This is a genomic window from Gordonia mangrovi, from assembly GCF_024734075.1.
GTDB classification, from domain to species: Bacteria; Actinomycetota; Actinomycetes; order Mycobacteriales; family Mycobacteriaceae; genus Gordonia; species Gordonia mangrovi.
Genome location: NZ_CP102850.1, coordinates 2,419,870 through 2,446,463, shown reverse-complemented (window position 1 = coordinate 2,446,463; position 26,594 = coordinate 2,419,870). Strand labels below are relative to the sequence as shown.

The 26,594-nt window shown below is 67.9% G+C and carries 16 protein-coding genes; 7 read left to right on the top strand and 9 right to left on the bottom strand.

The window, feature by feature from the left end:
- Nucleotides 1-53: 53 nt before the first annotated feature.
- From NWF22_RS11075 to NWF22_RS11065, 3 genes are all read left to right on the top strand, one after another.
- Nucleotides 54-3,386: an arabinosyltransferase domain-containing protein gene (locus tag NWF22_RS11075; protein WP_160901757.1), complete on the top strand. Its 3,333-nt coding sequence runs from the start codon at nucleotides 54-56 to the stop codon at nucleotides 3,384-3,386.
- Entirely contained in the window at nucleotides 3,379-6,696 is a 3,318-nt protein-coding gene (locus tag NWF22_RS11070; RefSeq protein WP_160901756.1) for an arabinosyltransferase domain-containing protein, read from the top strand. The genes NWF22_RS11075 and NWF22_RS11070 overlap by 8 nt, the downstream gene beginning before the upstream one ends.
- 93 nt (nucleotides 6,697-6,789) lie before the next feature.
- Entirely contained in the window at nucleotides 6,790-7,680 is an 891-nt protein-coding gene (locus NWF22_RS11065) for an oxygenase MpaB family protein (RefSeq protein WP_160901755.1), read from the top strand.
- Between the two features lie 22 nt (nucleotides 7,681-7,702).
- Here the strand turns inward: NWF22_RS11065 and NWF22_RS11060 are convergent, their stop codons facing one another.
- Nucleotides 7,703-8,098: a type II toxin-antitoxin system VapC family toxin gene (locus NWF22_RS11060; RefSeq protein WP_160901754.1), complete on the bottom strand. Its 396-nt coding sequence runs from the start codon at nucleotides 8,096-8,098 to the stop codon at nucleotides 7,703-7,705.
- On the bottom strand, nucleotides 8,085-8,330 hold the full coding sequence (locus tag NWF22_RS11055) for a FitA-like ribbon-helix-helix domain-containing protein (protein WP_160901753.1): 246 nt from the start codon (nucleotides 8,328-8,330) through the stop codon (nucleotides 8,085-8,087). The genes NWF22_RS11060 and NWF22_RS11055 overlap by 14 nt, the downstream gene beginning before the upstream one ends.
- Before the next feature lie 170 nt (nucleotides 8,331-8,500).
- On the opposite strand from NWF22_RS11055, the gene NWF22_RS11050 reads away from it, so the two are divergent.
- From NWF22_RS11050 to NWF22_RS11040, 3 genes are all read left to right on the top strand, one after another.
- Nucleotides 8,501-9,223, top strand: a complete 723-nt coding sequence (locus NWF22_RS11050; protein WP_160901752.1) for a VIT1/CCC1 transporter family protein — start codon at nucleotides 8,501-8,503, stop codon at nucleotides 9,221-9,223.
- A gap of 91 nt (nucleotides 9,224-9,314) precedes the next feature.
- A complete protein-coding gene (locus NWF22_RS11045) occupies nucleotides 9,315-9,863 on the top strand; it encodes a Dps family protein (RefSeq protein WP_160901751.1) in 549 nt (182 codons plus the stop codon).
- Between the two features lie 158 nt (nucleotides 9,864-10,021).
- Nucleotides 10,022-11,254, top strand: a complete 1,233-nt coding sequence (locus tag NWF22_RS11040) for a DICT sensory domain-containing protein (RefSeq protein WP_160901750.1) — start codon at nucleotides 10,022-10,024, stop codon at nucleotides 11,252-11,254.
- A 113-nt stretch (nucleotides 11,255-11,367) separates the two neighbouring features.
- On the opposite strand, the gene NWF22_RS11035 is transcribed toward NWF22_RS11040, so the two are convergent.
- The 4 genes from NWF22_RS11035 to NWF22_RS11020 all read right to left on the bottom strand — a co-directional run bounded on the left by NWF22_RS11035 (nucleotide 11,368) and on the right by NWF22_RS11020 (nucleotide 21,558).
- Nucleotides 11,368-12,954: an acyl-CoA carboxylase subunit beta gene (locus NWF22_RS11035; RefSeq protein WP_258321388.1), complete on the bottom strand. Its 1,587-nt coding sequence runs from the start codon at nucleotides 12,952-12,954 to the stop codon at nucleotides 11,368-11,370.
- A gap of 11 nt (nucleotides 12,955-12,965) precedes the next feature.
- Complete coding sequence (gene pks13 / locus NWF22_RS11030; RefSeq protein WP_160901749.1) at nucleotides 12,966-18,326, bottom strand: polyketide synthase Pks13; 5,361 nt, start codon at nucleotides 18,324-18,326, stop codon at nucleotides 12,966-12,968.
- Nucleotides 18,327-18,417: 91 nt separating this feature from the next.
- Nucleotides 18,418-20,319 carry a long-chain-fatty-acid--AMP ligase FadD32 gene (gene fadD32, locus NWF22_RS11025; protein ID WP_160901748.1) on the bottom strand — a complete coding sequence of 634 codons (1,902 nt, stop codon included), beginning with the start codon at nucleotides 20,317-20,319 and terminating at the stop codon, nucleotides 18,418-18,420.
- A gap of 252 nt (nucleotides 20,320-20,571) precedes the next feature.
- The gene (locus NWF22_RS11020; protein ID WP_160901747.1) at nucleotides 20,572-21,558 is read right to left on the bottom strand and encodes an LLM class F420-dependent oxidoreductase; all 987 of its coding nucleotides are present in this window, start codon (nucleotides 21,556-21,558) and stop codon (nucleotides 20,572-20,574) included.
- A 249-nt stretch (nucleotides 21,559-21,807) separates the two neighbouring features.
- Here NWF22_RS11020 and NWF22_RS11015 point away from each other — a divergent pair, with 249 nt between their 5' ends.
- Nucleotides 21,808-23,145: an NAD(P)/FAD-dependent oxidoreductase gene (locus NWF22_RS11015; RefSeq protein WP_160901746.1), complete on the top strand. Its 1,338-nt coding sequence runs from the start codon at nucleotides 21,808-21,810 to the stop codon at nucleotides 23,143-23,145.
- Nucleotides 23,146-23,181: 36 nt separating this feature from the next.
- On the opposite strand, the gene NWF22_RS11010 is transcribed toward NWF22_RS11015, so the two are convergent.
- The 3 genes from NWF22_RS11010 to NWF22_RS11000 all read right to left on the bottom strand — a co-directional run bounded on the left by NWF22_RS11010 (nucleotide 23,182) and on the right by NWF22_RS11000 (nucleotide 26,343).
- On the bottom strand, nucleotides 23,182-24,174 hold the full coding sequence (locus tag NWF22_RS11010) for a cutinase family protein (RefSeq protein ID WP_160901745.1): 993 nt from the start codon (nucleotides 24,172-24,174) through the stop codon (nucleotides 23,182-23,184).
- A 3-nt stretch (nucleotides 24,175-24,177) separates the two neighbouring features.
- The gene (locus NWF22_RS11005; protein WP_160901744.1) at nucleotides 24,178-24,744 is read right to left on the bottom strand and encodes a DUF732 domain-containing protein; all 567 of its coding nucleotides are present in this window, start codon (nucleotides 24,742-24,744) and stop codon (nucleotides 24,178-24,180) included.
- A 228-nt stretch (nucleotides 24,745-24,972) separates the two neighbouring features.
- A complete protein-coding gene (locus NWF22_RS11000) occupies nucleotides 24,973-26,343 on the bottom strand; it encodes an alpha/beta hydrolase-fold protein (protein WP_160902160.1) in 1,371 nt (456 codons plus the stop codon).
- Nucleotides 26,344-26,594 lie beyond the last annotated feature (251 nt).

The following is a 26,594-nucleotide window of genomic DNA, read 5'->3' as shown; positions in this document are numbered from 1 at the left end:
GCACCGGCCGTTGAACTAGGTACTCGCAGCGAAGTCGCTTAGCATCAGACATCGTGCCTGTGACAGCCCCGAACGCTGCGTCCGACGTGGCGCAGCCCAGAGCCAGGGTGTCCGCGGGCACCGCACGCACGGTGGCGATCGTCGCCGGCATCGTCGGGGCCGTCCTGTGCGTAATCACCCCGTTCCTGCCGGTCGAATCCACCGACGCCTCCTTCGAGTGGCCGCAGGGCCAGCAACTGTCTGCCGAATCGTCGTCGGTGGTGGCGCCGCTGATCGCGCAGACCCCACAATCGGTCGACGCGACCATCCCGTGCAGCGTGCTCGCCTCCGCACCGGTCGGCGAAGTGCTGACGACGATGCCGACCGACGCCCCCCGGAGCAGGTCGTCGGCCCTCTACGTCACCGCCGGCTCCGACAGCGTGTCGGTGACCTTCCGCAACACTCTCGCGGCCAGCACGCCGCGTGAGACGCTGTCGCAATGCAGTGACCTACGAATCTTCTCCCGGCCGTCCGGTCCCGGCGCGCAATTCGTCGGACTCGGCGAGCCGACGACCCTGCCGCCGGACAAACGCCCGCAGGTCGACGGCATCTTCTCCAACCTGTCCGGCGCACAGGCCGCGGCTGCGGGAGACGACGGCTTGCGGGTGCATGTCGAGATCGACAACCGCTACGTCAGCTCACCGACCGCGCTGAAACTGGTCGTGATGGTGCTCGCGGTGATCGCCGTGCTGGTGGCGTTGGTCGCGCTCGGGCTCCTCGACCGCATCCACGGCTATCACCGCCGGATCGGACAGCGCACCCGCTCACGATGGCGGCTCGCCGTGCCCGGCCCCGCCGACATCGTCGTCACCGGAACGTTGCTCGTGTGGACCGTGCTGGGCGCCGGTACCGCCGACGACGGCTACATCCTGAACATGGGGCGCACCGCCGACGCCTCTGGTTACCTCGCGAACTACTACCGCTGGTACGGCATCCCCGAGGCGCCGTTCGACTGGTACTACAGCTTCCTGGCGCACTGGTCGGCCATCTCCCCGTCGCTGCTGTGGATGCACATCCCGCCCCTGCTGGCCGGGCTGGCTTCGTGGTTTGTGCTCAGCCGCGTCCTGCTGCCCCGACTCGGCGGGGCGGTGCGCCGCAGCGGCTGGGCGATCTGGGCCGCCGCGCTGGTCTTCCTCGCCTTCTGGCTGCCGTTCAACAGCGGCCTGCGCAGCGAGACGATGATCGTGCTCGGCTCGGTGCTCACCTGGTGGGCGGCCGAACAGGCCATCGCCACCCGACGGTTGCTGCCCGCCGCGCTCGCCGCGATCGCCGCCGGCTTCACTCTGGCGCTGGCCCCGCACGGTGTGATCGCGATCGCCATCCTGCTGGTGTCGGCACGGCCGCTGCTGCATGTCCTGCTCGATCGTCGTCGCGAGTCGGGCACGGTGGCGTTGCTGGCGCCGATCACCGCGGCCGGGCTGCTGGTGCTGGTGGTGGTGTTTCGGGACCAGACCCTGGCCACCGTGCTGGAGGCGATGAAGATCCGCTACCAGGTGGGTCCGGTGATCAGCTGGCATCAGGAGTACCTGCGCTACTACTTCATCTCGGTGACCACCGACGACGGCTCCCTCACCCGCCGGGTACCGGTGCTACTGCTGCTCGCCGCGCTGATCGTGACGGTGGCCGTCCTGCTGCGACGCACCCGTATCCGCGGGGTCGATCCCGGCCCCGCGTGGCGGCTCGTCGGCGCCGTGGGCGTCACGCTGCTGCTGCTGGCGTTCACCCCCACCAAGTGGACGATCCAGTTCGGCATCTTCGCCGGGCTCGCCGCGGCGTTGGCGGCCACCGCGACACTGGCGGTGGCCCAGTCGGCGGCACGGTCGGCCCGCAACCTGACCGTGTTCATCTCGGGCCTGCTGTTCGCGCTGGCCGCTGCGACGGCCGGCTACAACTCGTGGCCGTTCGCCTACGAGTACGCCATCTCCTGGTTCGACCGCGCCCCGGTGCTGGCCGGCCGGCCGGTGTCGACGATGTTCCTGATCCTGGCGGTCATCGCCGCGGCGATCGCGGTGTGGCAGCACCTGCGGTTGGACTACGTGGAGAACAAGGGTCTCGCGCACGCCGGCGAGGGACCCGACGAGAGCCGTGCCGACCGGCGGCGACTGTTTCTGGCGTCCTCACCGATCGCGGTGGTCGCCGGTCTGATGGTGATCGCCGAGGTGCTGGTCTTCGCCAAGGCTGCGGTCACCCGCTACCCGGCGACCACGGTGCTCGCCGAGAATCTCGATGCCATCGGTGGCAACACCTGCGGCATGGCCACCGAGGTGCTGGTGGAACCGGACCCCAATGCGGGCATGCTGCAGCCGGCTGATGACCAGTCGCTTTCTGCCGCGTTGAGCGGCGCCGACCCGGTGGGCTTCACCCCCGGCGGCATCCCGAACGACCTGCTGCCCGACCCAGGCAACCAGCGGCCCGGCCAGATGAACGTGTCGGCCAGTTTCTCGCGGCCGTTCGCGATCACCGGAGGTCTCGGTGCCGGCACCACCGGTGGGCGTGGCCCGCGCACCGTGAACGGGTCGACGGCCGCATTGCCCTACGGCCTGGACCCGGCCACCACCCCGGTGCTCGGCAGCTACGGGTACCCGGGCGAGGCGCGGATGACCACCGGTTGGTACGAGCTGCCCGCCGACCGCGCGGTGTCCCCGCTGCTGGTGTTCAGCGTCGCGGGGGCGGTCTCCACCATCGACACCTTCGGGGTCCGCATCTTCGGGCAGCAGCTGGTGGTGCAGTTCGGCCGGCCCGGCCCGGACGGGGAATTCGTTCAGCTGGGCCCGGATGTGTTGCCGATCGATCCCGGACCGGTGATCACCAACCGGCCGTGGCGCAACCTGCGCATCCCGATGAGTTCCGCACCGCCGCGCGCCACCGTGATGCGATTGGATCTGGCCGACAACAACCTGGGCCGCGACCAGTTCATCGCCGTCACACCGCCGCGCGCACCGCGCCTGCAGACGTTGCAGCAGGTGGTCGGGTCGCAGGCGCCGACCCTGATCGACTTCATCGTCGCCGCGCACTTCCCGTGCCAGCGACCGCTGCGGATCAGCAACGGGGTGGCCGAGGTGCCGCAGTGGCGCATCATGGGCGACTATCCGTTCACCAACTCGCAGTCGAAGACGTGGCAGGCCGGGGCCGACGGTGGGCTGCTGTCGATCTCCGAGTCGACGACGTCGGCGCAGGCCGTGCCGACGTACCTGAAGGACGACTGGACGCGGGAATGGGGTGCGCTGGAACGGCTCACGCCGCTGGTCCCGGACGCCGCCGACGTCGCGCTGGACACAACGCAATCGACGCAATGGGGCTGGTCGCGCACCGGTTCGATCAGGGTGGAGCCGCAATCCGATGACTGACACACCGACGACCGACGCGCCCTCGACCGGCAAGCGTCGGCCGCGCATCGATCACCGGACCGCCAAGATCGTCGCGGCGGTGGCCGGGCTGCTCGGCTTTCTCCTCGCGATCGTCACGCCGCTGCTGCCGGTCAATCAGTCCACCGCGGAACTGAACTGGCCGCAGGGCGACGGGGTCGGCAACGTGGCCGCGCCGTTGGTGTCGTATGTGCCGATCGACATGGACGTCTCGGTGCCGTGTGCACTCGCGGCCGAGCTACCCGCTTCCGGCGGCATGCTGTTATCCACCATCCCAGCCGGCGGGCAGGACGCCGCGGCACGGGCTCTGATGATCCGTGCGACCTCCGACGCGTTGCTCGTCACCGACCGTGACGTGGTCATCCTCACCACGCCGCGCGCCGCGGCACAGGCGAACCCGGACTGCCGCATCGTGTTCCACGCCGACGGTGACGGCGTACAGGCACGCGTCGACAACGTCAGCGGCGACGGCCTGCACACCTACTCGGTACCGGACCACGAGATGCGACCGCAGGTCGTCGGCGTCTACACCGACCTGCCGGACACCGCATCGCGCGACGGTCTGTCGCTGCACGCCACCATCGACACCCGCTACGTCAGCACCCCCTCGCCGCTCAAGGTCGCGGTGATCGTGATCGGCATTCTCATGACGCTCCTGTCGCTGATCGCGCTCGGCGTCCTCGACCGCGCGGACCGACGCAGCCACAAGCGTTTCCTGCCGTCGGGCTGGTGGACCATCCGGGGCCCGGACATCGCGGTGTTCGCCATCCTCGCGTTCTGGTGGATCGCCGGGGCCAACACCTCCGACGACGGCTACAACTTCACCGTCGGCCGCATCGCCGGCGAAGCGGGCTACGCAGACAACTACTTCCGCTATTTCGGTGTGCCCCAGGACCCGTTCGGCTGGCATTTCCAGGTCATCTCGGCGATGACGCACGTCAGCCTCGCCGCGCCGTGGATGCGACTCCCCGCGTTCCTGCTCGGTCTGCTCGGCTGGTGGCTGATCAGCCGGGAGGTGATCCCGCGCCTCGGGCGTGCGGTCCGCAACAGCACCCCGGCGGTGTGGTCGGCGGCGTTCGTGTTCCTGGCGATCTGGTTGCCCTACAACAACGGTCTGCGACCCGAACCGGCCGAGGCCGTCGGTGCGTTGCTCACCTGGTGCTGTGTGGAACGCGCCATCGCCACCCGCCGGTTGCTGCCCTACGCCGTCGCCGTGGTGACCGCCGCATTCACCCTCGCCCTCGCTCCGGGCGGACTGATGGCCGTCGCGGCGCTGCTCGCCGGCATCCGGCCGATCATCAAGACGTTGGTGACCCGACGGCACCGGGACGGCCTGCTGCCCCTGCTCGCACCGATCCTGGCCGCCGGCACCGCCGTGCTGTATCAGATCTTCCTCGATCAACCGTTGGCGCCGCTCATCGCCGGTAACAAGGTCGCCTCCGACGTCGGCCCCACCCTGGAGTGGTGGTCGGAACCGGTGCGCTACTACTACCTGATCCTGCCGACCGCCGACGGCACCCTCGCGCGTCGGTTCGGTGTGCTGATCATGATCTTGTGCCTGGTGGTGGTGCTGCTGCGGCTGCTGCGTCGCGAGCACCCCAACGGCGTTGCCCGCGCCCCGATCTGGCGGCTCATCGCGGTCACGCTGGGCACGATGTTCTTCATCGCGTTCACCCCCACCAAATGGACGCACCATTTCGGTGTGTACGCCGGCATCGCCGGTGGCCTGGCGGCTGCGGCCGGCGCCATGATGGCCCCGGCGATCCTGCGCTCCCGGCGCAACCGGACGTTCTTCGCCGCCGCAGTCCTCGGGGTCACCGCCATCTCGTTCACCGGCACCAACGGCTGGTGGTTCGTGGGCAGCTTCGGCATTCCGTGGTGGGATCGGCCGCCGTCGATCGCGGGGATCAAGGTCGGCTGGGCCATTCTGGTCATCGCGGTCCTGACCGCGCTGGTCGGCCTGTGGTTCCACTTCCGCGACGACTACGTCGACGAGCAGACCCGCACCCGCGGTGGCACCGGCCGGCTGTCGAAGCTGAAGTTCTCACCGCTCCCGGTGATCTCGGCGTTCATGGTGATCTTCATGGTGCTGTCCTTCGTCAAGGGTGCCTACGAGCAGCGCGACAGCTGGTCGTGGCTGAAGTCCAATGCCCGCGCGTTGACCGGCAACGAGTGTGCGCTGGCCGACGATGTCCTGGTGGAGGCGGACCCGAATACCGGGCTGCTGGCGCCGGCGGCCGTCGACGGGCGTGCGGCACCGGACATCTCGGCGGCGCTGGCCGGTTCCACGACCCCGCCCGGTTTCACCCCGAACGGCGTGCCCAACCGGCTGTCGATCGACTCCACCGAGGATCAGGACGCCGCGACGACGTCGGCGCAGAACACCGCTCAGACCGGCGCCGGCGCCGACGAGTCCACCGAGACCAGCGAATCCGCGCAGGGCGGCACCGAGGGTGGCCAAGGTGCGCGGGGCGTCAATGGCTCCACCGTGAGTCTGCCGTTCGGCCTGAACCCGGCGAACACCCCCGTGCTGGGCAGCTACGGCTCCCCCTCCGGCACCGGCTCGCTGACCACCGACTGGTACCAACTACCGCCCCGCAGTGACGATGCGCCGCTGCTGACGATCGCCGTCGCGGGCTCGGTGGAGGCCGTCGACGGACTGGGGGTGCTGCATCCGGGTCAGCAGGTGACCATGCAGTTCGGCCGGACCGAGGCCGACGGCAGCGTCACCCCGGTGGGGATGATGTCGCCGATCGACATCGGCGAGGTGCCGATCTGGCGCAACCTGCGTTATCCGCTGGCCGACGCTCCGCCGCGCGCGGACGTGGTGCGCGTTCAGGTGCGCGACACCGCCGGTGCACCGTCGGAATGGGTGGCCATCACCCCGCCCCGCGTCACCACGCTGCAGACACTCAACGACGTCGTGGGCACCACCGATCCGGTGTTCATCGACTGGCTGCCCGGTTTGGTCTTCCCCTGCCAACAGCCGATGGCGGTGTCCAACGGCGTGCTCGAGGTGCCGCAGTGGCGGATCATGCCCGACGCGGAGGCGACGCGGAAGAACAGCCAGACCTGGATGTCGGGTAAGGCCGGCGGACCGCTGGGCATCACCGAGGCGATGCTCACGCCGACCCTGCTGCCGACCTACCTACGCAACAACTGGGGTCGCGACTGGGGCGGGCTGCAACGCTTCGCCGAGATCGACCCGGCGCCGCCGGCCGAACTCGACCTCGGGACGGCACGCCGGTCCGGACTCTACGACCCGGCACCGATGCGGTCGAGCGGGTACTGAGTCCGCATCGCACGTCACGGTTGTGTCTACATGACGTTGCGTTTCGTGTCGGTTTCCGACCCAGAAGGCGAGTTCTGCACGCATGATGGGGCCATGGCAACCGTCGACCACTACCAGCACGCGCACGTCGCGGATGTCCGCGCATCTCGCCACCGACGCCGCATCCGCCGGACCGGCGACCTGGTGACGGGGTTGGGTCCCACCATCGCCGGCGCGAACGTGATCATGCAGCTGGCCAACCCGAAGGTGGGGCACGGGGTGGTGGAGAGCCGCGTCGACTCCGGCAGCGCGGTCAAACATCCGATCAAGCGGGCCCGCACCACCGGTACGTTCCTGGCGGTCGCGCTGTTCGGTGACGAGGAGGACCGACGCTTCGTCCACGAGGAGCTGCGGCGCATCCACGACCTCGTCTACTCGACCGCCGAGAGCCCGGTTCGGTACAGCGCCAACGACTCGCGTCTGCAGTTGTGGGTCGCGGTGTGCCTGATGAAGTATTTCGTCGATCAGTACGAGCTGTTGTACGGGCCGCTGTCCGAGAACGAACGCGAGCGCATCGTCGGCGACGCCCGATGGTTGGGGACCACGTTGAACGTGCGCCCCGACCAGTGGCCGAACAGCTATGCGGAGCTGCAACGATACTGGGACGATGAACTCGCGGATATGACGATCGATCCACCGGTGCGCACACTCCTGCAACAGCTCTCGGACCTGTCCTTTCTCCGCTACCGGTTCGGTTCGGCGGGGACGTTGGCGCACAAGGTCCTCGGTCGGCCGATGAACTACCTGATCAACGCGGGACTGCCACCGGAGTTCCGCGCCATGATGCACTGGCGCTGGACCGCCGACGACGAGCGTCTCTACGACCAGACGCTGCGCGTGGCCCGCGCCCTCGATCCCGCAACCGGACGCCTCATGCGCGGCATGCTCTTCGCCTACGTCCTCGACCTGCGGTTGCGGCGACGGTTGGGGCTGAGAGTCTTCTGACGGCAGGTCGTGTGACGGCGGTTCACTGCCCGAGCACCTCGATCCGACACCGTGGGCCGTGCGCTCGCGCCAAGCGCGCGTCCATGGTGATCAAGGTGGCATCCATGGCCTCGGCGAGCGTGACGTAGAAGGCATCCCAGCCGCGAACCGAATCGCGCAGGTCCCACACACGGTCGAGCATCCACCGGTGTGAGTGCCGTTCACCCGGCCAGTCCTGCAGATCGTCGACCGCCAATACTGCCGCCGTGTCGTCCATTCGCCCCCGAAGGTATTGGGCGCGAATCACTCCGAGTACCTCGACATCGATCACCTCGGGTGCGGCATGGTCGGTGTCCGCTGCGAGACGCGCGCGGATGTCGTCGGCGCGCGGCGTGTCGGCGACCACCTCGAACAGGCATGACGCGTCAACGACGAGCATCGGGCCACTGTCCGCGCCAGTCATCGAGCGAGCTCAAGGCATCTGCGGTCGAGATCTGCGATGGGCGGCGCCCGGTGCGTCGCAACCACTCGGCGACCGACGGCCGCGACGCCAACCGTGCGGCTTCCCGACGGAGCAACTCCGGCACGCTGATCCCCTCCTCTGCGGCGCGGCGGGCCAACGCGGCATACACATCGTCATCGATGTCTCTGATCTGCACCGTCTTGGGCATATGCGCATGTTAACATGCAAGATTGCATGAGCGCAGTTCAGCGCGCCAAGCCGCCCCTTGAGGAGCACGCGAACGGAGCGAGTGTGCGTCACGAAGGGCCGACGACTCACCCGGCTGAGGCAATGTTTGCCTTCCTTGCGCGAATCGTGCTGTGCCAGTTGAGTTGACCCATGGCCACCGAGACCGAGCACCAGCACAGCGGCGAACCTCATCAGGGTTCGCTGTCCAATCGGCTGAACTGGTTGCGGGCCGGCGTTCTCGGCGCCAACGACGGCATCGTGTCCACCGCGGGCATCGTCGTCGGTGTCGCCGCCGCGACCACCGACCGCGGCGCGATCTTCACCGCGGGCATCGCCGGCCTCGCCGCCGGTGCCGTGTCGATGGCATTGGGTGAGTACGTGTCGGTCAGCACGCAGCGCGACACCGAGCAGAGTCTGCTGGACAAGGAACGTCGCGAACTCGACGAGCAGCCCGAGGAGGAGTTCGACGAACTCGTGGGCCTCTACGAGGCGAAAGGGCTCAGCCATGACACCGCGTGTCGGGTCGCCACGGAACTCACCGACAAGGATGCGTTCGAGGCGCATGTCGATGTCGAGCTGGGCATCGATCCCGACGAGCTGACCAATCCGTGGCAGGCCGCCGGGTCGTCGGCCGTGGCGTTCACCATCGGCGCCCTGCTGCCACTCATCGCGATCCTTCTCCCCGCGCCCGACTGGCGTATCCCGGTCGCCTTCGTCGCCGTGCTCGTCGCCTTGGCCCTGACCGGCGCGACCGGTGCCGCGCTCGGCGGGTCCCGGCCGTGGCGACCGATGGTGCGGGTGGTGGTCGGCGGGGCGATCGCCATGGTCGTGACCTACGCGATCGGACTGTTGGTGGGTCACACCATCGTCTGAGGCGTTATGTTCCCGTGACGTCCGTGTCGGTTGGGTTGCCGATGTCGTCGCACGGTGTCCAGGGCGCGCACATCGACCTAGCGTCGAGCACATGACCTCATTCACCGCTCCCGGACTGTCCGCCGAATCAGCCACCACCGTGTCCGCTTGCCTGCAGGAACGCCTCAGCGCGCTCAACGATCTGCATCTGACGCTCAAGCACATCCACTGGAATGTGGTCGGCGCCAACTTCATCGGCGTCCACGAGATGATCGACCCGCAGGTCGATCTGGTCCGCGGCTACGCCGACACCCTCGCCGAACGGATCGCCACGCTGGGCTCCGCACCGCGCGGCACCGCCAAGGCCATCGAGGACGACCGCTCGTGGGGCGATTACTCGATCGGCCGCGACACCGCGCAGGCCCACCTGGGTGCCCTCGACCTGGTCTACGACGGGTTCATCACCTCCCACCGCGCCGCGATCGAGCAGATCGGCAAGCTCGACCCGATCACCGAGGACATCCTCATCGGCCAGACCGCCGAACTCGAGAAGTTCCAGTGGTTCGTCCGCGCCCATCTGGAGAGCTACACCGGCGAACTCGCCAACGCCGGGCAGTCCAGCGAGACCGCCGCCGCCGCTGCCGCCCGCTCGGCCGGTTGACCGGGCCCGCTCGCCCTGGGACTTGTCATGAGCTTTGTTATCCTGGCCGCAGGCAGCTCGTCTGCCCTGCACAGGATGTGAAGACACCGCATCCTCCCATCTCATCTCGGAGCATTTCGCAGCTCTGACGGGAGGCGCCCGATGATCGCTGTCACCGCATGACCCCCGAGGTCAGGCAGGCACCGGCAACCGAGGGCGGGTTCACCCTGTTCGAGGATCTGGAGCTCCACATGCAGTTCGCGCCGGTGTGCCGGCTGACCGACGGGGCGCTGGCCGCCGTCGAACTGCAACTGCGTGGGCCGTCGGGAACCCGGCTGGGCACCGCGGAAGCGCTTCGTCGAGCCGCGCGGCTGATGGAACAACACCACACCATCGATCGCAGACGCCGCGACATGGCGCGCAGCGTGCAGGCGCAATCGGTGGCCAAGATCGTGCCGCTGCTCGTCGGGCTGGATCTCGAGCTGTTCGACGAACTCGGCGATGACACCGTCGAAGCGCTCGAACGCCACGTGATGGTGGTGTTACCGAGCGCGGTCGAGCGCAGCCCGCAACGCACCCTCGCGCGCGTCGCCAAGGCGCGCGCGGCGGGCAAGGTGATCTGCGTCGACGGGCTGTCCAGCAGCGACCACGCCGCAACACTGCTGACGCTGATCGAGCCCGATATCGTCGTCACCGCGGCCGATCTCCTCGACCAGAACTCCAACCCGGAGTCGGCCCAGCTTGCGCACACGCTTGCCGCCCACACCGAACGCAGTCAGGCGGTGGTGGTCGCCGAGGGCGTCGACGACGAGGCCCGTCGGGTCATCGCGATGACGATGGGGGCATCATTCGGCATCGGGGCCCTCTATCCGTCGGTCGAGAACCCGTCGGCGCTTCGCACCTCCACGGTCGTACCGCTGCCGGAGATGCCGGTGTGGTCCACACCCGCCCCGGATCAACACACGCCGTATGCGATCGCCGCGGCATCACTCGTCCCGCGCCTGGGAGACAAGCGGCTGCTGATCGAGATGAGCAAGGCGCTCGAACACCAGGCCGCCATCGGAGGCGCGTCGATCGTGCTCGGCACCTTTCAGCATGCCGAGCACTTCACTCGCCGCACCGCCGACCGGTGGCGTGACATGTCGGAGCAGACCGGGCTCGCGGGCGTGTACGGCGTCGGTCTGCCCGACGTCCGGGACGGCAACGTGCATCGGGCGCCCCTCGATCCCGACGACGACCTGGTGAACGAATGGAACGTCGCCGTCCTCGGTCCGCACTTCGCCGCACTGCTGTCTGCACGCGATCTGCACAGCGGCGCAAGCGATCTCGACCGCACGTTTGACTTCGTGCAGAGTTACGATCGGCTCACCGTCACCCAAGCCGTGCACTCGATTCTGCGGCGTTTCGACTGACTCGTACCCGTCCCGTGTCCGGCGGGATCACCGGTGGACGCCGCCGACCGGATAATCCACCCCACGACGCTGCGCGGTGATCCCGGCGGACATTGGCCGATCACCAAGAGCCGTCAGATCGGCATCAGGTAGTGCTTGCGGGGCGTCCGGTATTCGGTCTTGTCCCGCAACTGCGCCAACGCCTTCCGGAGCTGTAGCCGGGTCTCGGCGGGCTCGATCACGGCGTCGATGTAGCCGCGTTCGGCGGCAAGGTACGGGGTGGCCATCATCGTGTTGTAGAAGTCGATGAAGTCGCGGCGCACCTTGTCGGCCTCGGCCGCCGACATCCCATCGGTCTGCCGCCGCGTCAGCACCGCCGCAGCGGATTCGGCACCCATCACCGCGATCTTCGCGCTCGGCCAGGCCAGGTTGATATCGGCACCGAGCTGCTTGCAGCCCATCACCGCATACGCACCGCCGTAGGCCTTGCGCAGCACCACCGTCACCTTCGGGACATCGGCCTCGACGTAGGCGTACAGGAACTTACCCGAGCGCCGGATGGTGCCCTTCTGCTCCTCGGCCAGCCCCGGCAGGATGCCCGGGGTGTCGACCAGGAAGATCAGCGGGATGCGGAAGGCGTTGCAGATCCGCACGAATCGGGTCGCCTTCTCCGACGAATCGGTGTCCAGTACGCCGGACATCACGTTCGGCTGGTTGGCGACCACTCCCACCGAGCGGCCGTCGACGCGCGCGTAGCCGGTGAGGATGTTCGGCGCGAACAACTCGCCGACCTCGTGGAACGCGCCGTCGTCGAAGAGCTTGATGATGATGTCGTGCATGTCGTAGCCCGCGTTGTCGTTGTCGGGCATGAACGCGTTGAGCGACAGATCCGACTCGGTGACCTCCGGTTCCAGCCCCGGATTGATCACCGGCGGTTGCTCGTAGGCGCTCGACGGCATGTACTGCAGGTACTCCCGCACCCAGTCGAAGGCGGTGCGTTCGTCGGGTGCGACGTGATGGATGTTGCCCCAGCGCGCCTGGTTGTGGGCGCTGCCGAGGTCCTCGGCCGAGATGTCCTCGCCGTTGACCTGTTTGAGCACATCCGGTCCGGTGACGAACATGTAGCTCTTGTCCTCGACGGCGACCAGGATGTCGGTGTTGGCCGGGGTATAGACGGCACCGCCGGCGCACTTGCCGAGGATCACCGAGATCTGCGGGGCCAGACCGGACAACAGCAGGTTGCGTCGGCCCATCTCGGCGTACCAGGCGAGCGAGGTGACGGCGTCCTGGATGCGGGCGCCGGCCGAGTCGTTGATGCCGACCATCGGGCAGCCGATCTTGCCGGCCCATTCCATCAACGCAGACACCTTGCGGCCGAACATCTCTCCGACGGTGCCGCCGAACACGGTCTGGTCATGGGAGAACGCGGCAACAGGCCGTCCGTGCACCAGCCCGTGGCCGGTGACCACGCCGTCGCCGTAGCCGGAATGCGCGGCACCCGGCATCTTGGCGAGGGCACCGATCTCGACGAACGTGCCCGGGTCGAACAGCATCTCGAGGCGCTCCCGGGGCGAGCAGATGCCCTTGGCCGCACGTTTGGCGATCGCCTTCTCGCCGCCGGGTTCCTTTGCTGCGCCCAACTTCTCGCGCAGATCGGCCAGCTTTCCCGCTGTGGTGGCGGCCGACTGTGTGGTGGCCAGATCCTCGGTCGTGTCAGTCACGTTCGCTCCTACTACTTCGTGCCGGCCCGGACCTCGCCGAGCCGCCGCGTGAGGTCCGCCCCGATCTTGGCGATGAAGGGCTCGTCGACGATCGACAGGTGATCGCCGCCGATGTGGATGATCTCCAGATCGTCCACGACCTCGCCCCACCGGCCGTCTTCGTCGATATTCGCCCACTGCGGTTCCAGTTCGATGGCACCGTCGTGCATCTTGTCGGCACGGTAAAGGACCACCTTGCCGTCGTAGTCGGTGGGTTCGATGTTGGTCAGCGCGCGGTTGTCGAGGAACGACGTGCGCTGGTGTTCGATGATGCCGCCGGGGATCTTGGTGCCCGACATCGACATCATCTCCATGATGATCTGGAACTGCCCCTCGTCGTCGGCCTCCACGAGCCGGTCCATCGGGATCGGGACGTCCTCGTCGAGGTCGTAGGTCTTCACCGCGAAGTCGCGCCAGCGTTCGAGGCGGGCCCGCTTGGTCTCCTCGGTCTCCACCACCGGCTCGGACGGTCGGACCACGTCGATCAGGCCGACGAAGGCGACCTCCTCGCCTTCCTCGCGCAGCACCTGCGCGCACCCGTAGGCCAGCGCTCCACCGAGCGACCACCCGATCAACACGTACGGCCCGTGCGGCTGCACCTCACGCAGACGCGGCATGTACTGCCGCACACGCTCTTCGATGGTGCCTTCGACACGGTCGAAGCCGATCACCGGCTGACTCTCCGGCAGGCGCTTGAGCAGCGCCTCGTAGGCGGACGTGTTGCCGCCGGCCGGGTGGAAGAGCAAGGCCGGCATGGGATCTCCGGCAGTGGTGTCGTAGCTCTGCTGGCCGTCGGTGACGCGGAGGAAACGGAGGAAGCCGTCGGTGTCGGCACCCGCATCGAGGTACTCGCGGACGTAGTTCGACATCTCCTCGATGGTCTCCGAGTCGAGGATGTCCTCCATGTCGATGTCGCCGCCGGTCCGCTCGTTGAGGCGATCGGTGAGTTGCTGCGCCACTTCTTCTTCGAGCACCGGCAGCTTGTTGAACACGCCGCCGGCCGAGGACTTGGTGACCACCGCGTAGACGCCGAACGTGAGGCGTTCGGCGGCGTCGCGCGGCGGGACGTCGGAGCCGGTGGCCTCGGCGACGGCGGCTTGATCGGCGAGGTTGGTGGCAGCTGGCACTCCCTGCGGATCGATCGTGCGAGCGTCACGAAGGGCTCCGACGGCGGGTTCCTTGGTTCCGTCGGCGGGATTCGGGGTTCCGTCGGCGGGATTCGGGGTTCCGTCGGCGGGATTCGGGGTTCCGTCGGCGGGATTCGGGGTTCCGTCGGCGGGATTCGGGGTTCCGTCGGCGGGGGCGGCGACATCCTTGGCGTTCTGCTCGTCGATGTAGGCATTGAGCGCAGCGGTGTCGAGTTCGCCACCACCGGCGGCGTTCTCGGCGAGATCGTCGAGCTGATCGCGGTGGGTCACCGCGAACTCGACGAACTTCACGACGTCGGCGAGATTCGCCTGCCGCATCGCCTGCAGCTGCAACTGCGGGATGTCGAACTCGAACTCGACCCGGTTCTTGATCCGCACCGCCATCAGCGAATCGAGACCCAGTTCGATCAGCGGGATCTCGCGCGGCAGGTCTTCGGGGTCATAGCCCATCGACTCGCCGACGATGATCGCCAGCCGCTGTTCCACGGTCTCGCCGGTTTCGGGGTCCCACTTGTTGCCGATGTCGTCGACGACCTCGTCCTCGGTGATCACCTTGTCATCGGCGAAAACGGCTGCGGGCGAGGCCGGCGCGGACTCGACGGCCGGCACGGCGGCCTGATCGGGTACCGATCCGCCGGTCACCACGGCTTCGTACAACAGCCGGAAGTTCTTGTCTTCCTTGGCATGTACCGTCACCGATGCACCGCCGGGGTGCGGGCTCAAGGTGGTGGTGAGGGTGCCCGACGACAGAACCGCACCGTGGGAGACAACCGCGCCGACCGACGCGTCGGCCAGCACCTGCGCGGCCGCGGCCCGCACCAGCTCGCGGGTGTCGGTGACCGCCGAGGCGTTCACCTCCCAGGCGTGCCGGCCATCCGCCAGTGCGACATGCGATCCCGGCACGGTGCCCGACGAGCCGCCGCTCGCCAGCTGGGCCTTGAGCCAGAACTCGCGGCGCTCGAAACGAGTCCGCGGGATGTCGGCGAACGCACCGGCGCCGAACAGCGATCCGACGTTCACCGGGTGTCCGTGCACATACAGCTTCATCAGCGCGTTGGCGAGGCCGTAGCTCTCGTCCTCCTTGCGCTTCAGCGTCTCCACCAGTTCGGCGTCGTGCAGACCGGCCGAGAACGTCACGGCCGCGACGGAGATCAACACGGCCGGGTTGGGCGAGAGCTCCAGGAACGTGCGGTGCCCGTTCTCCACCGACTTGGCGATGGCCTGGCTGAACCAGACGCTGTGCCGCAGTCCCTTGGTGAAGTACTCGATGGTGTGCACGGGTTCGTGGCCCGGGCGATAGAAGGTTTCGCGATCGACCGAGCTGTAGATGCCGACGGTGGGGCGCAGCGGCTCGATGCCGGTGAGCTCATAGGCCAGTTCGCCGAGCAGCGGGTCCATCTGGGAGGTGTGGCTGGCGCCCTTGGTCTGCAGCTTGCGACCCAGCTTGCCCTCGGCCTCCGCACGGGCCACGATCGCGTCGACCTGTGACTCCGGGCCGCCGATCACGGTGTGCGTGGGAGCCGCGTACACGCAGATCTCGAGGTCGGGGTAGTCGACGAGCACGTCTTGGATGTTCTCGGCGCTGTACTCGACGAGCGCCATCAGCCGGATGTCGTCGCCTTGCAGCATCGACTCGCCCTCACCCATCAGGCGCGAACGCTGGCAGATGACGCGGGTGGCGTCTTCGAGCGACAGACCGCCGCTGATGTAGGAGGCCGACGCCTCACCCATCGAATGAGGTACCAGCACACCGGGTTCGGCGCCGAAGTGGCGCAGGGTATCGGCGAGCGCGACCTGGATCGTGTAGATGCCGACCTGGCTGGTCTCGATGCCGTAGGTCTGCTCGTCGTCGAGAAACATCTCGGCGATCGAGTAGCCGAGCTCGCTCTGCACGTACTCGTCGACCCGGTCGACGTACTTCGCGAACACCGGGTTCTCGGTGTAGAGCTGCTTGGCCATCTTGCGGTGCTGCGAGCCGAAGCCCGACAGCAGCCACACCGCGGACGCGGCATCGGGCGAATCGGCCACGTAGACCAGCGGATTGCTCTTGCCCTCGGCGACCGCACGGACACCGGCGATGGCGTCGTCGTGGGTACGTGCCATCACCACGGCACGGGAACGGCCGTGGTTGCGGTGGGACAGGGCACGACCGATGTCGGCGAGCGGAGTTGCCTGCCCGGCTTCCGATTCCAGCCAGGCCAACAGGTCCTCGGCGGCCTTACGGCGCCGCGACGGGAGGAAGCCGGACAGCACCAGGGGGACCACCGAACCGTCGGCTGCGCAGGGTGCGAAGCCCTCGGCGGGGTCTTTCTCGGTCTGCTCGGTCGGGGCGTCGTCCTTCTTCGTCTGGGCGGCGAGGATGGCGCGCTCGGCCTCGGTGAGGTACTCGTCGTCGTCGAGGGCCTCGATGTCGATGTCACCGGGTCTCGATACGGCACTCACTCCGTTCGCGCCTACTCGACCAGCAGAGGTGTCGTCAACGATGGTGGAAGCGTTGGGGTCCAGATCCGACGGCAGGACTTCGCGGACCACGACGTGGGCGTTGGTGCCGCCGAAGCCGAAACCGGAGATGCCGGCGATGGCGTGGCCGGAGTAGCGCGGCCAGTCGCCCGCCTCTGCGTTGACCTTCAGCCCGGTGGCGTCGAACTGGATGTACGGGTTGGGGCCCGAGTAGTTGAGCGAGGCCGGGATGGTGTCGTGCTGCAACGACAGCACCACCTTGGCGAGCGCGCCGGCACCGGCCGCGGACTCCATGTGGCCGAAATTGGTCTTCGCCGAACCCAGCAGTGCGGGCGCGCCGACGGTACGGCCGCGACCCACCACGCGGCCGAGTGCATCGGCCTCGATCGGGTCACCGAGGATGGTGCCGGTGCCGTGCGCCTCGATGTAGTCGACGGTTCGGGGGTCGATCGCGGCGTCGGTGTAGGCGTCGCGGAGCACCTCCACCTGGGCTTCCGGGTTCGGTGCGAACAGTCCGTTGGAGCGGCCGTCGGAGTTGACGGCCGACCCGGCGATCACGGCGAGCACCTGGTCGCCGTCGCGTCGGGCGTCTGCCATCCGCTTGAGCACGACGAGGCCGCCGCCCTCGGCCCGGATCATGCCGTCGGCGTCGGCGGAGAACGCCTTGATGTGGCCGTCCTTGGCCTGCGCGCCCACCTTGTCGAAGCCCAGGGTCACCGCAGGCGTGATGATCATGTTGACGCCGCCGGCCAGGGCGACCGAGCTCTCACCCGAGCGCAGGCTGCGTACCGCCTGATGCACGGCCACCAGCGACGACGAGCAGGCGGTGTCCACCGCGATCGACGGCCCGTGGAAGTCGAAGAAGTAGGACACCCGGTTGGCCACGATCGAGGTGGCGGTTCCGGTCAACGCATACGCTGCGGTCTCCTCGGCACCCTCGCCGAGACCCAGGGTCGCCAGCATCTGATAGTCGTTGGTCGATGTCCCGAGGAACACGCCCACCGGGCCGCCCTTGAGGTCACTGGCCGGGATGTGCGCATGCTCGAGGGCCTCCCAGGTCAGTTCGAGGGCGAGGCGCTGCTGCGGGTCCACCATCTCGACCTCACGCGGACTCATCTGGAAGAAGTCGGCGTCGAAGCTCTTCACGTCGTCGAGGTAGCCGCCCTTGACGTTGGCCGACGCGATGATCTCCGCCAGTCGCGGGTCGTCGGTGAATTCCGTCCACCGGCCCTCGGGCAGATCGCTGATGCCGTCGACACCGCCGATCAGGGCGTCCCACGTCGACTCCGGGGTGGCACCGGCCTTCGGGAACCGCGTCGCGAGGCCGACGATCGCGATGTCGTCGTCGGCGCTGCGTTCACGCTGCCAGAAGGTGTCGGCGACGTCGTCGAGCAGCTCGTCGGGATCACCCTCGATGATGCGCTTGGCCAGCATCGCGATGGTCGGATGGTTGTAGGCCGCGGTCGCCGTGAGAATCACGCCGGTCTTGTCCTCGACGTCGGCGGCCAGCGCCACGGCATCACGCGAGGAGAGCCCGAACTCCTCCATCGGCCGGTCGTCGGAGATCTGCTCGGCGGGGATACCGGTGGCCTCGGCCACCCAGGTGCGCAGCCAGTCCCGGAGTTCGGCGACGGTCAGATCACCGGCCGTCTCGCCGGCGGTTCCGGTGGAGTGCGACTCGTTGTCCTCGCTTGCGCGCGACTCGTCGGTATTCAGTTCAGACATCGCTTCCAGACTACTGATCGGGGGGCCCTCGGAGGCGCGGAAGCGCCCACCTCAGGCAAGGAAAACAGGCATCGACACGCGACGGTTGGGGCTACTGGGCGTCCGGGAACGCCGTCTGCTTGTAGCCGCCGCGCAGACTGCCGTCGATGTAGGCGGTACGGGTCGCACGACGCGCGATCTTGCCACTGGAGGTGCGCGGGATGGAACCGGCCGGCACCAACAGGATGTCGCGAGCCATCACCCCGTGGCGCTGCGCGATGGCCGCGCGCACGGTGTCGGCGATCTCCTGCGGGTCGTGCTTTTTCCCCGGACCGCGCTCGGCGACGATGACCAGCTGCTCGGACGCGTCGTCGGCGTCGAAGGTCAACCCGCTGGTGGACTGCTCGAACACGTCGGCGGGAAGCTGGTTGGCCGGCACCGAGAACGCGGCGACGAAGCCCGGGCGCAGCGCGTCACTGGCCTCCTGTGCCGAGTACTCGAGATCCTGCGGGTAGTGGTTGCGGCCGTCGACGATCACCAGATCCTTGACCCGGCCGGTGATGTAGAGCTCGCCGTCGAGCCACACGCCGTAGTCGCCGGTCCGCATCCAGATCGCGTCTGCCGGGGCGCCCTCGGTGTGGCTGCCGTCGGGCAGCGGGTTGGTGATGCGGTTGTGGAAGGTCTGCTCGGATTCCTCCGGCTTGTTCCAGTAGCCGGCACCGATGTTGATGCCGTGCAGCCAGATCTCGCCGACGTGGCCGTCGGCCTGCTCGGTGGCCGTCTCCGGGTCGACGATCGCGGCCCACTGGCTCAGCGCGACCTGTCCACACGACACCTGCGTGACCGCGTTGTCGGCGTGCTGGTCGACGACCTTGAATCGGCCCGCGTTGAGCTCGTCGCGGTCGACGTAGATGACCTTGGCCTCGTTCTCGCGCTGGGTGGCGGAGACGAACAGGGTGGCCTCGGCCATGCCATAGCAGGGCTTGATGGCCGTCTTCGGCAGACCATACGGCGCGAACGCGTCGTTGAACTTCTTCATCGAGCTGACCGTGACCGGCTCTGACCCGTTGATCAGGCCGATGACGTTGGACAGGTCGAGGTGTTCGCCTTCCTTGGGCAGACCGCGGGCGGCGGCATGCTCGTAGGCGAAGTTCGGGGCGGCCGCGTAGGTGGGCGCATTGTCCGACTCGGCGGCGAGTTCCTTGATCCAGCGGCCCGGCCGGCGGACGAACGCCTGCGGGCTCATGATCGTGATGTATTTGCCGCCCAGCGCGGGCAGGATCACGGTGAGCAGGCCCATGTCGTGGAACATCGGCAGCCAGGTCACACCGCGGGCGTTGCGGTCGATCTCGATGCAGTCGTAGATCTGCAGGACGTTGGCGGCCACGGCCTGGTACGTGATCTCCACGCCGGCGGGCACCCGAGTCGAACCCGACGTGTACTGCAGGTAGGCGACGGTGTCCTTGTTGTGGTCCTTACCGGCGACCGGGGCGACCCAGCTGGAGCCGACGGAATCCGGCACGGCGTCCACGGCGATCACCCGCGGGCGCTCCTTGGCCGGCAGCGGCTTGAAGAAGTCGCGGACCGCCTCGGCGGATTTGGTGGAGGTGAGGATCGCGGTCGGCGTGCAGTCGGCAAGGACTGCGTGCAGGCGATCGGTGTGGCCCGGCTCGTCCGGCGAGAACAGCGGCACCGCCACGTTGCTGGCGTACAGCGCGGAGAAGAAGCCGATCACGTACTCGAGCGACTGAGGGGCGAGAATGGCCACCCGGTCACCCGGCTTGGTGACCTGCTGCAACCGTGCGGCGACCGCGCGCAGACGTTTGCCGAACTGCGCCCAGGTCAGGTCTTGGGCCTCCCCGTCACGCTCGCGGCTGTAGTCGATGTAGCGGTACGCGAGCGTGTCGGCCTGCTCGCGTACGTTGTGCTCGACGTAGTCGACGAGCGTCGCGTCCTCGGTGAAGTGGAGCTGTCCGTTCTCATCGAGGAACTGCTCAAATTCTGTGTTCAACATCCATTACTCCTGTGGCCCCTCGTGGACCGCGCTCTACCTCCCCGATCGGCGACATGTCCCCCGTCATGCCATCGACCCACGCTTTCCACGCCCATCCGTGCTACCGCGGTCACGGTAGTCCAAATTGTTACCCGTTCGAAATGCTCTTGATCGTCAACCATGCCTTCACGCTCGCGCAAAACGGGCAAAACGCCCGCTGGCCAGCGTCGATGGTCGTTCACCGCGTCAGAGACACTCAGGCCGTCGACAATGCTACTCCCCCTTGAGAAGCTGGATGACCGGCGCAAACGCGTCCATCTGCGTCGGGAAGACGCCGACATAGGACATCGACGTCCGCCGACGCACCTCACGGATCTGATCGGCGATCTCCTCGAAGGTGCCCATCGCCAGGTACGGCGATGCCATCACGTCGGCGACGGTGAACTCGCAGTCCCGCTCGATGTTGGGCGGATAGCCCTGCTCCAGGGCTTTCAGCGCCATTTCGGCGGTGGCCTCGCGGTCATCGGTGATGACGATGACGGCGATGGTCCAGTTGAGTTCGATGTCGTCGAACCGGTCACCGGCGACCTCACGAATGCGGTCGACCCGCTCGGCGGTCTTCTCGATGGTCATGTCCGACAGCCGCATCTTGCCCTCGCGTGTCGTCGACGGCGCGACGGAGATGATGTCGGCGTGCTTGGCCGCCAGCGCGAGCATCTTGGGCCCGCCGCCGCCGACGGCGATCGGCGGGCGTGGTCCCTGCCGCGGCCGCGGCGATCCTTCCAGGCCGTTGATCTGATAGAACTCACCGGCGAAGTCGACGGTCTCGCCGCGCATCAGGCCGTCGAGGATGGTCAGCGCCTCGTCGAGGCGCCGGATGCGGGTCCCGGGCGACTCGAACTCGATACCGGCCTTGTCGAATTCCTCTTTCATCCAGCCGGCGCCGATGCCCAGTTCCAGACGCCCCTTGGACAGGACGTCGATGGTGGTGGCCTCTTTGGCGACCATCGCGGGGTGGCGCCACCCGTTGGCCAGCACCGAGGTCGCCAGCCGGATGGTCGAGGTGGCCTGGGTGAGGGCGCCGAGCGCCGCGATCGGACCGACCTGGTTGCCCAGATGATCGGGTACCGCGAACGTGTCGTAGCCGTACTCCTCCGCGGTCTGGGCCAGCTTGACGAATTTGCGGGCACCGCCCTCGTCCTTGTTGCCCTCGCCGCCGGCGCCGAACCGGAATGTGCGCAGGTTACCGGTCTCGCTCATTCACTGTCTCCTCATGCGCTGTGCGCGTCTGCCGGTGCGCATGTCCCTGCGCGTCGCGTGTCGGTAGCCCGATCGCCCAATCACGGTAATGCAGGGCCAACACACCGCCAAACAGATCCGGCCCATCCGGTGGCCGATCGTCGACAACGCCACAACCGGGACCGTTGACCCACGGCACGACCTGCGGTTTTCCCGAGCGCGGGAGACGTGTCGCGTTTCACGCTCGGGTATGCGGGTACGGACACACTCATGACCGCATCAGTCGAACCCCAGCACATCGTCATCGTGGGCGCCGGCTTCGCCGGCTTCGAGACCGCCCGACGTCTATTGCGCCATCAGCGAACGTCCACCGAACATCCGATTCGGGTGACCGTGATCTCGCCGAACGACTTCATGCTGTACACCCCGCTGCTGCCCGACGTCGCAGGCGGGCTGCTCGACCCGCGGTTCGTCGCCGTTCCGCTTGCCGACAGCCTCCGTGGCGCCGAGCTGATCGCCGGCCACGTGGCGGCGGTGGATCTGTCCGGCCGGACGCTCGAGGTGCACAACCGGGCGGGCGCAGTCGAGACGGTGCGCTTCGACCGGCTGGTGCTGACGCCGGGCTCGGTCACCCGGCTGTTCGACATCCCCGGCCTCGCCGAGCACGCCCTCGGCCTCAAGACGACCACCGAGGCCCTCTACCTGCGCGACCGGTTGCTCGAACAGCTGGAGTTGGCCGCACGCGAGACCGATTCGGCCATCGCCCGCGCGCGCCGCACCGTCGTGGTGGTCGGCGCCTCCTACGCCGGCGCCGAGCTGACCGCGCAGCTGCGTGCCCTCGCCGACGAGGTCGCCCGGCAGCGCCATTTCGACCCGCAGGAGGTGCGCTTCGTACTCCTCGACATGGCCGACCGCGTCATGCCCGAGGTGGGCGAGAAGTTGAGCGACAAGGTGCTCGAGGTGTTGCGTTCGCGCGGTATCGACATCCGCCTGGGCACCACCATCGACCGGTTGACCAACGAGGTCGCCGAGCTGAGCGACGGCACCACGGTGGCCACGCACACGGTCGCGTGGGCTGCCGGCGTCAGCGCCAACCCGCTGATCGAGTCTCTCGGATTACCGACCGAGAAGGGCCGGCTGGCGGTGCGCGCCGACCTGTCCGTCCCGGATCACCCCGACGTCTTCGCGGCCGGGGACGCCGCGGCGGTGCCGGACACCACGAAGTCGGACAGGGGTGCCATCACACCCCCGACCGCACAGCACGCGGTGCGACAGGGCAAGGTGCTCGCACGCAACGTGCTCGCCTCGATCGGGGTCGGGACGTCGACGGATTACCGCCACAACGATCTGGGGCTGGTCGTCGATCTGGGACCGCGGTTCGCGGTGGCCAACCCCGTCGGAGTGCACCTGTCCGGCTACGCGGCCAAGGCCGTCACCCGCGCCTACCACCTGTTCTCGTTGCCGCGCGGCGCCAACCGCATGGCGGTGGCAGCCGCCTACCTGGGCGACGCGGTCTACCCGCGCCCGCTGGTGTCCTTCGGACTCGTCGACAAGGACGAGGCGTCGTTCGCGCGCAGCGAGGGCATTCCGGTCTCGGACGGCCGCTGAACCGCTCGGGAACGCGGTGCACACGCCGGCAAACTCTCAGTTGTGGGCGGGTCGGGGCGCACTGTCGATGACGTCGCTCGCCCACCCGTACATCCACTGGGTGGCCGATGCGCCGTCGAGTGCCCAGTAGTCGGTGGTCGCGTACATCGCGTGCACGGGATTGTCGATCGCCCCGGCGAGCTGACTGATAGCCCGGATCGGGTTGGTGACGGTCGGCGAATCGCAGATCAGATCACCGGGCGCGCAGATCGACTGGACCCGGTCTTCGAGCTCACCGAAGCCCCCTGAGCGGGGCCCGGTCATGGTGATGCCGGGCACGAGCCGGCCCATGCCGGCCAACGCCACCTCGGCTCCCACCCCCTCCGGTGATGGCCCGATGTCGTTCTGTTCGCCGTACTCGCGTCGGCCGTCGGCGATCAGCCCGACGCCCAGCACCAGGTCCTCATCCGCGGCGTCGAGGACACCGCGCCCGTTGCCGATGTTGCTGGCCAGGTCGCCGGCGATGACCGCGCCCTGCGAGAAGCCCATGATCACGTACCGCGTCAACGGACAATCCCGGTTGGTCTGGATGATCTTGCCGGCCGCCCGCTTGTATCCCTGCGAGCGGGAGAAGTCGTAGTCGCGTTGCCGGTCGGCCAGGTTGGTCGGATTCCGGAACTGGGCGACGTAGGGCACGGTGTACACGCTCGTGCGTGAGTCCGGGAACTCGTCGGCCACCGCGTCGGAGATCCGCAACATCAGCGACTGCGGGTTCGCGGTGGGTTGGTACGGATCGTCGTCGGACGCCGACTCCCACGTCCCCGGGATGACCAGGGTCAGCACGTCCGGGCAGTCGGCCGACTGGGCGTCGGGCCGCCTGGGTTCGGTGGTCGACTCGCCGGGTCCGATGGGAATCCGGGGTGGTCCGGGTTGCAGCAACACGATCACCAGCACCACGATCAGGACGATCGCGAGGGCCGCCAGCAGACCGAGGAACAGCAGAATCTTCGGCAGTCGCCGTCTGCGGCGCTGCGATCTCCGTGCGTTCACCTATCAGCAGTAGTTCTCGTCGGCTGCCTTGATGACCTTGTCGGCCTTCGCATTGGCTTCCACGACGGTATCTGTGCCCGGGCCGACCGACGCGGTGACGAACGCCTTCACCGTGACCGGGTCGGTGCCCTTCTTGCGTTCGTTGCACACGTATTCGGCCATCGTGAGCGCCACCGAGTTGTCGGTGTCGCCCATGAAGGTGACGTTCTGCTCCTTCAGCGCCGCCAGGTAGGCCTGCCCCTTCGGTCCGATCTCCTGGCCGCCCGGTCCGGGGAAGCTCTGCGGCACGCCGGTGCTCGGGTTGGGCGCCGTGGCCGGCAGCGCCGTTCCGGCCGAGTCCTCACGAGTCGGTTCGCCGGTGTCGTCGGGTTCTGCAGTGGCGCTGGGCGAGGGTTCTGCCGACGCGACCGCCGACGACGACGGCGTCGTCGAGTACATCGAGGTGGTCGTCACCGGGTTGCTCGTGATCGGGGCCGTTGCCGTCGAGTCATCGGCGCACGCCGACACCGAACCCACGGTCAGCGCGAGTCCCGCCGCGACCATCGCGAGTTGCAGAAACTTTCGGGTCATCGTCACTTCCTCGTCGCACCCGGCCGCGACGTCGTCGACGCATCCGGGTTCTCACACCTGCTGCCGCGGCTCGCCTCCTGCGCTCCGCCTTGCGTCAGGCTACCGCCTCCCAGGCGGGCAAATCGCTACCCGACCCACCCCACCAGCAGAAACGTGCCGATTACTCAGTGAAGTCTCAGCCCCGGCGACGGGTCGCGCTCAGATTGACCCGCCGCCGCGTGCCGATGGTCACTTGGTGACCTTCGCACCGTCCTTGGCGGTCCAGACGATCCGGCCGTGTTCGAACGTGTTGAGGCGGCCCTTTCCGTCTCGGGTGGGCATCTCGTCACTGGTCGGCAGACCCAGCTTGCCACCCGGCCCGCCGGCGGCGACGTACTCGCCGCCGATGCCGCCGCCGACCATCTTCGGCCCCTTCGGACCGGTGATAATCCGCCCGCCGCGGAAGTCCTGGGCCTTGCCGCCCGGCACACCGTAGACCGGTGTCAGGCATTCGCCGAGGAGTTCCTTGTTCGCCTCGTAGGCCTTCGGGAACCCGACCTTGCAGGCCGGGTGGTCGTTCATCAGACCGAGCGCGCCGGCCGCCTGCGGCCAGGACTGCTGCATCTCGAACTGCCAGTACGGCCAGGTGTGGGTACCCGACGGTCGGTAGACCGCCTGGCCCGGGATGCCCAACTGGTTGAGCTTGATCGCGAACTGCTGTGAGGTCACCCGGCTGAGGATCTCCAGGCCGACTCCGGAGTAATTGGTGGCCAGCAGGGGGATGTCCGACGGCTTGTCGTGCGGACCGACCAGACCGTTGCCCGAGGACACGTACAGGCTGGTGCCGCGCAGGTTCTCGGCCAGCAGGTAGGGGTCGTGTTCCTGCCATGCCGGGTCGCTGGGCGGACCGAACATCTTCATCGAGTCGTAGCCGCCGCCGTCGCGCAGTGCGAACTGGATCGCCTGCGGCATGCCGTAGGAGGTCAGCTGCAGGATGCCCGAATAGGACGCGGCGTACTTGTAGAAGCCGGGGTTACGAGCGGCCAGCATCATCGCCGCCGAGCCACCCATCGACAGCCCCTGGATGCCCCGGACGTCGGTGGAACGCCAGTCGCTCTCGAGGATCGGCGGGAGTTCGGACTGCAGGAAGGTCTCCCACTGATAGTTCTTGCCCTTGTCGGGTTCTTTCCAGTTGGTGTAGAAGCTGGACTCACCACCGATGGGCAGGACCACGTTGACGTTCTTGTCGCGGTAGAAGTCCTCGATGCTCGTGTTGATGATCCAGCCGCTCTGGTCCTCCTGCGCCCGCAGGCCGTCGAGGGTGATCAGCTGTGGGAACTTCTCCTTCGGCTTGGCCCACCAGTCGCGGGCGAGCAGCAGCTGCACCTGGATGTTGGTACCCATCGCCGGTGAATCCACCCACAACGCGACTCGGCGGTCGGTGTACCAGAAGGTGTTGGTGACCCGCGCCGGTCGGGTCGCGGCCACCGGGGCGGGTGCCGGCGCCTGCGGGGCAGGCGCGGCCGACTCGGGAGCCGGGGCCGGCGGCTGTACCGCAGGCGCTCCGGGTTCGGGAGCCGGCACCGCGCCGGCCGGGATGGTGGGGGCGGCCAGAACCATCACCGCCGCGGCAGCCGTCACCGCACCGGTGGCCCATCGCCGGGGGCCGCCTGAGCGACCTCGCTGACCGATGTACCCCCGAACATCGTCAGTCGTGTTCCGCGTGCTGCTGCGCGCCACGACTTGCCGAACCACTTGCCAGTTCACCCTCGGACTCCTTCACACCACCTGAGCATCACGGCGTTTGACCAGGTGAGTGTGTAACTCTTTCCCCAGAAGTCACAACAACCTCACAGACAACAAAACGCCCT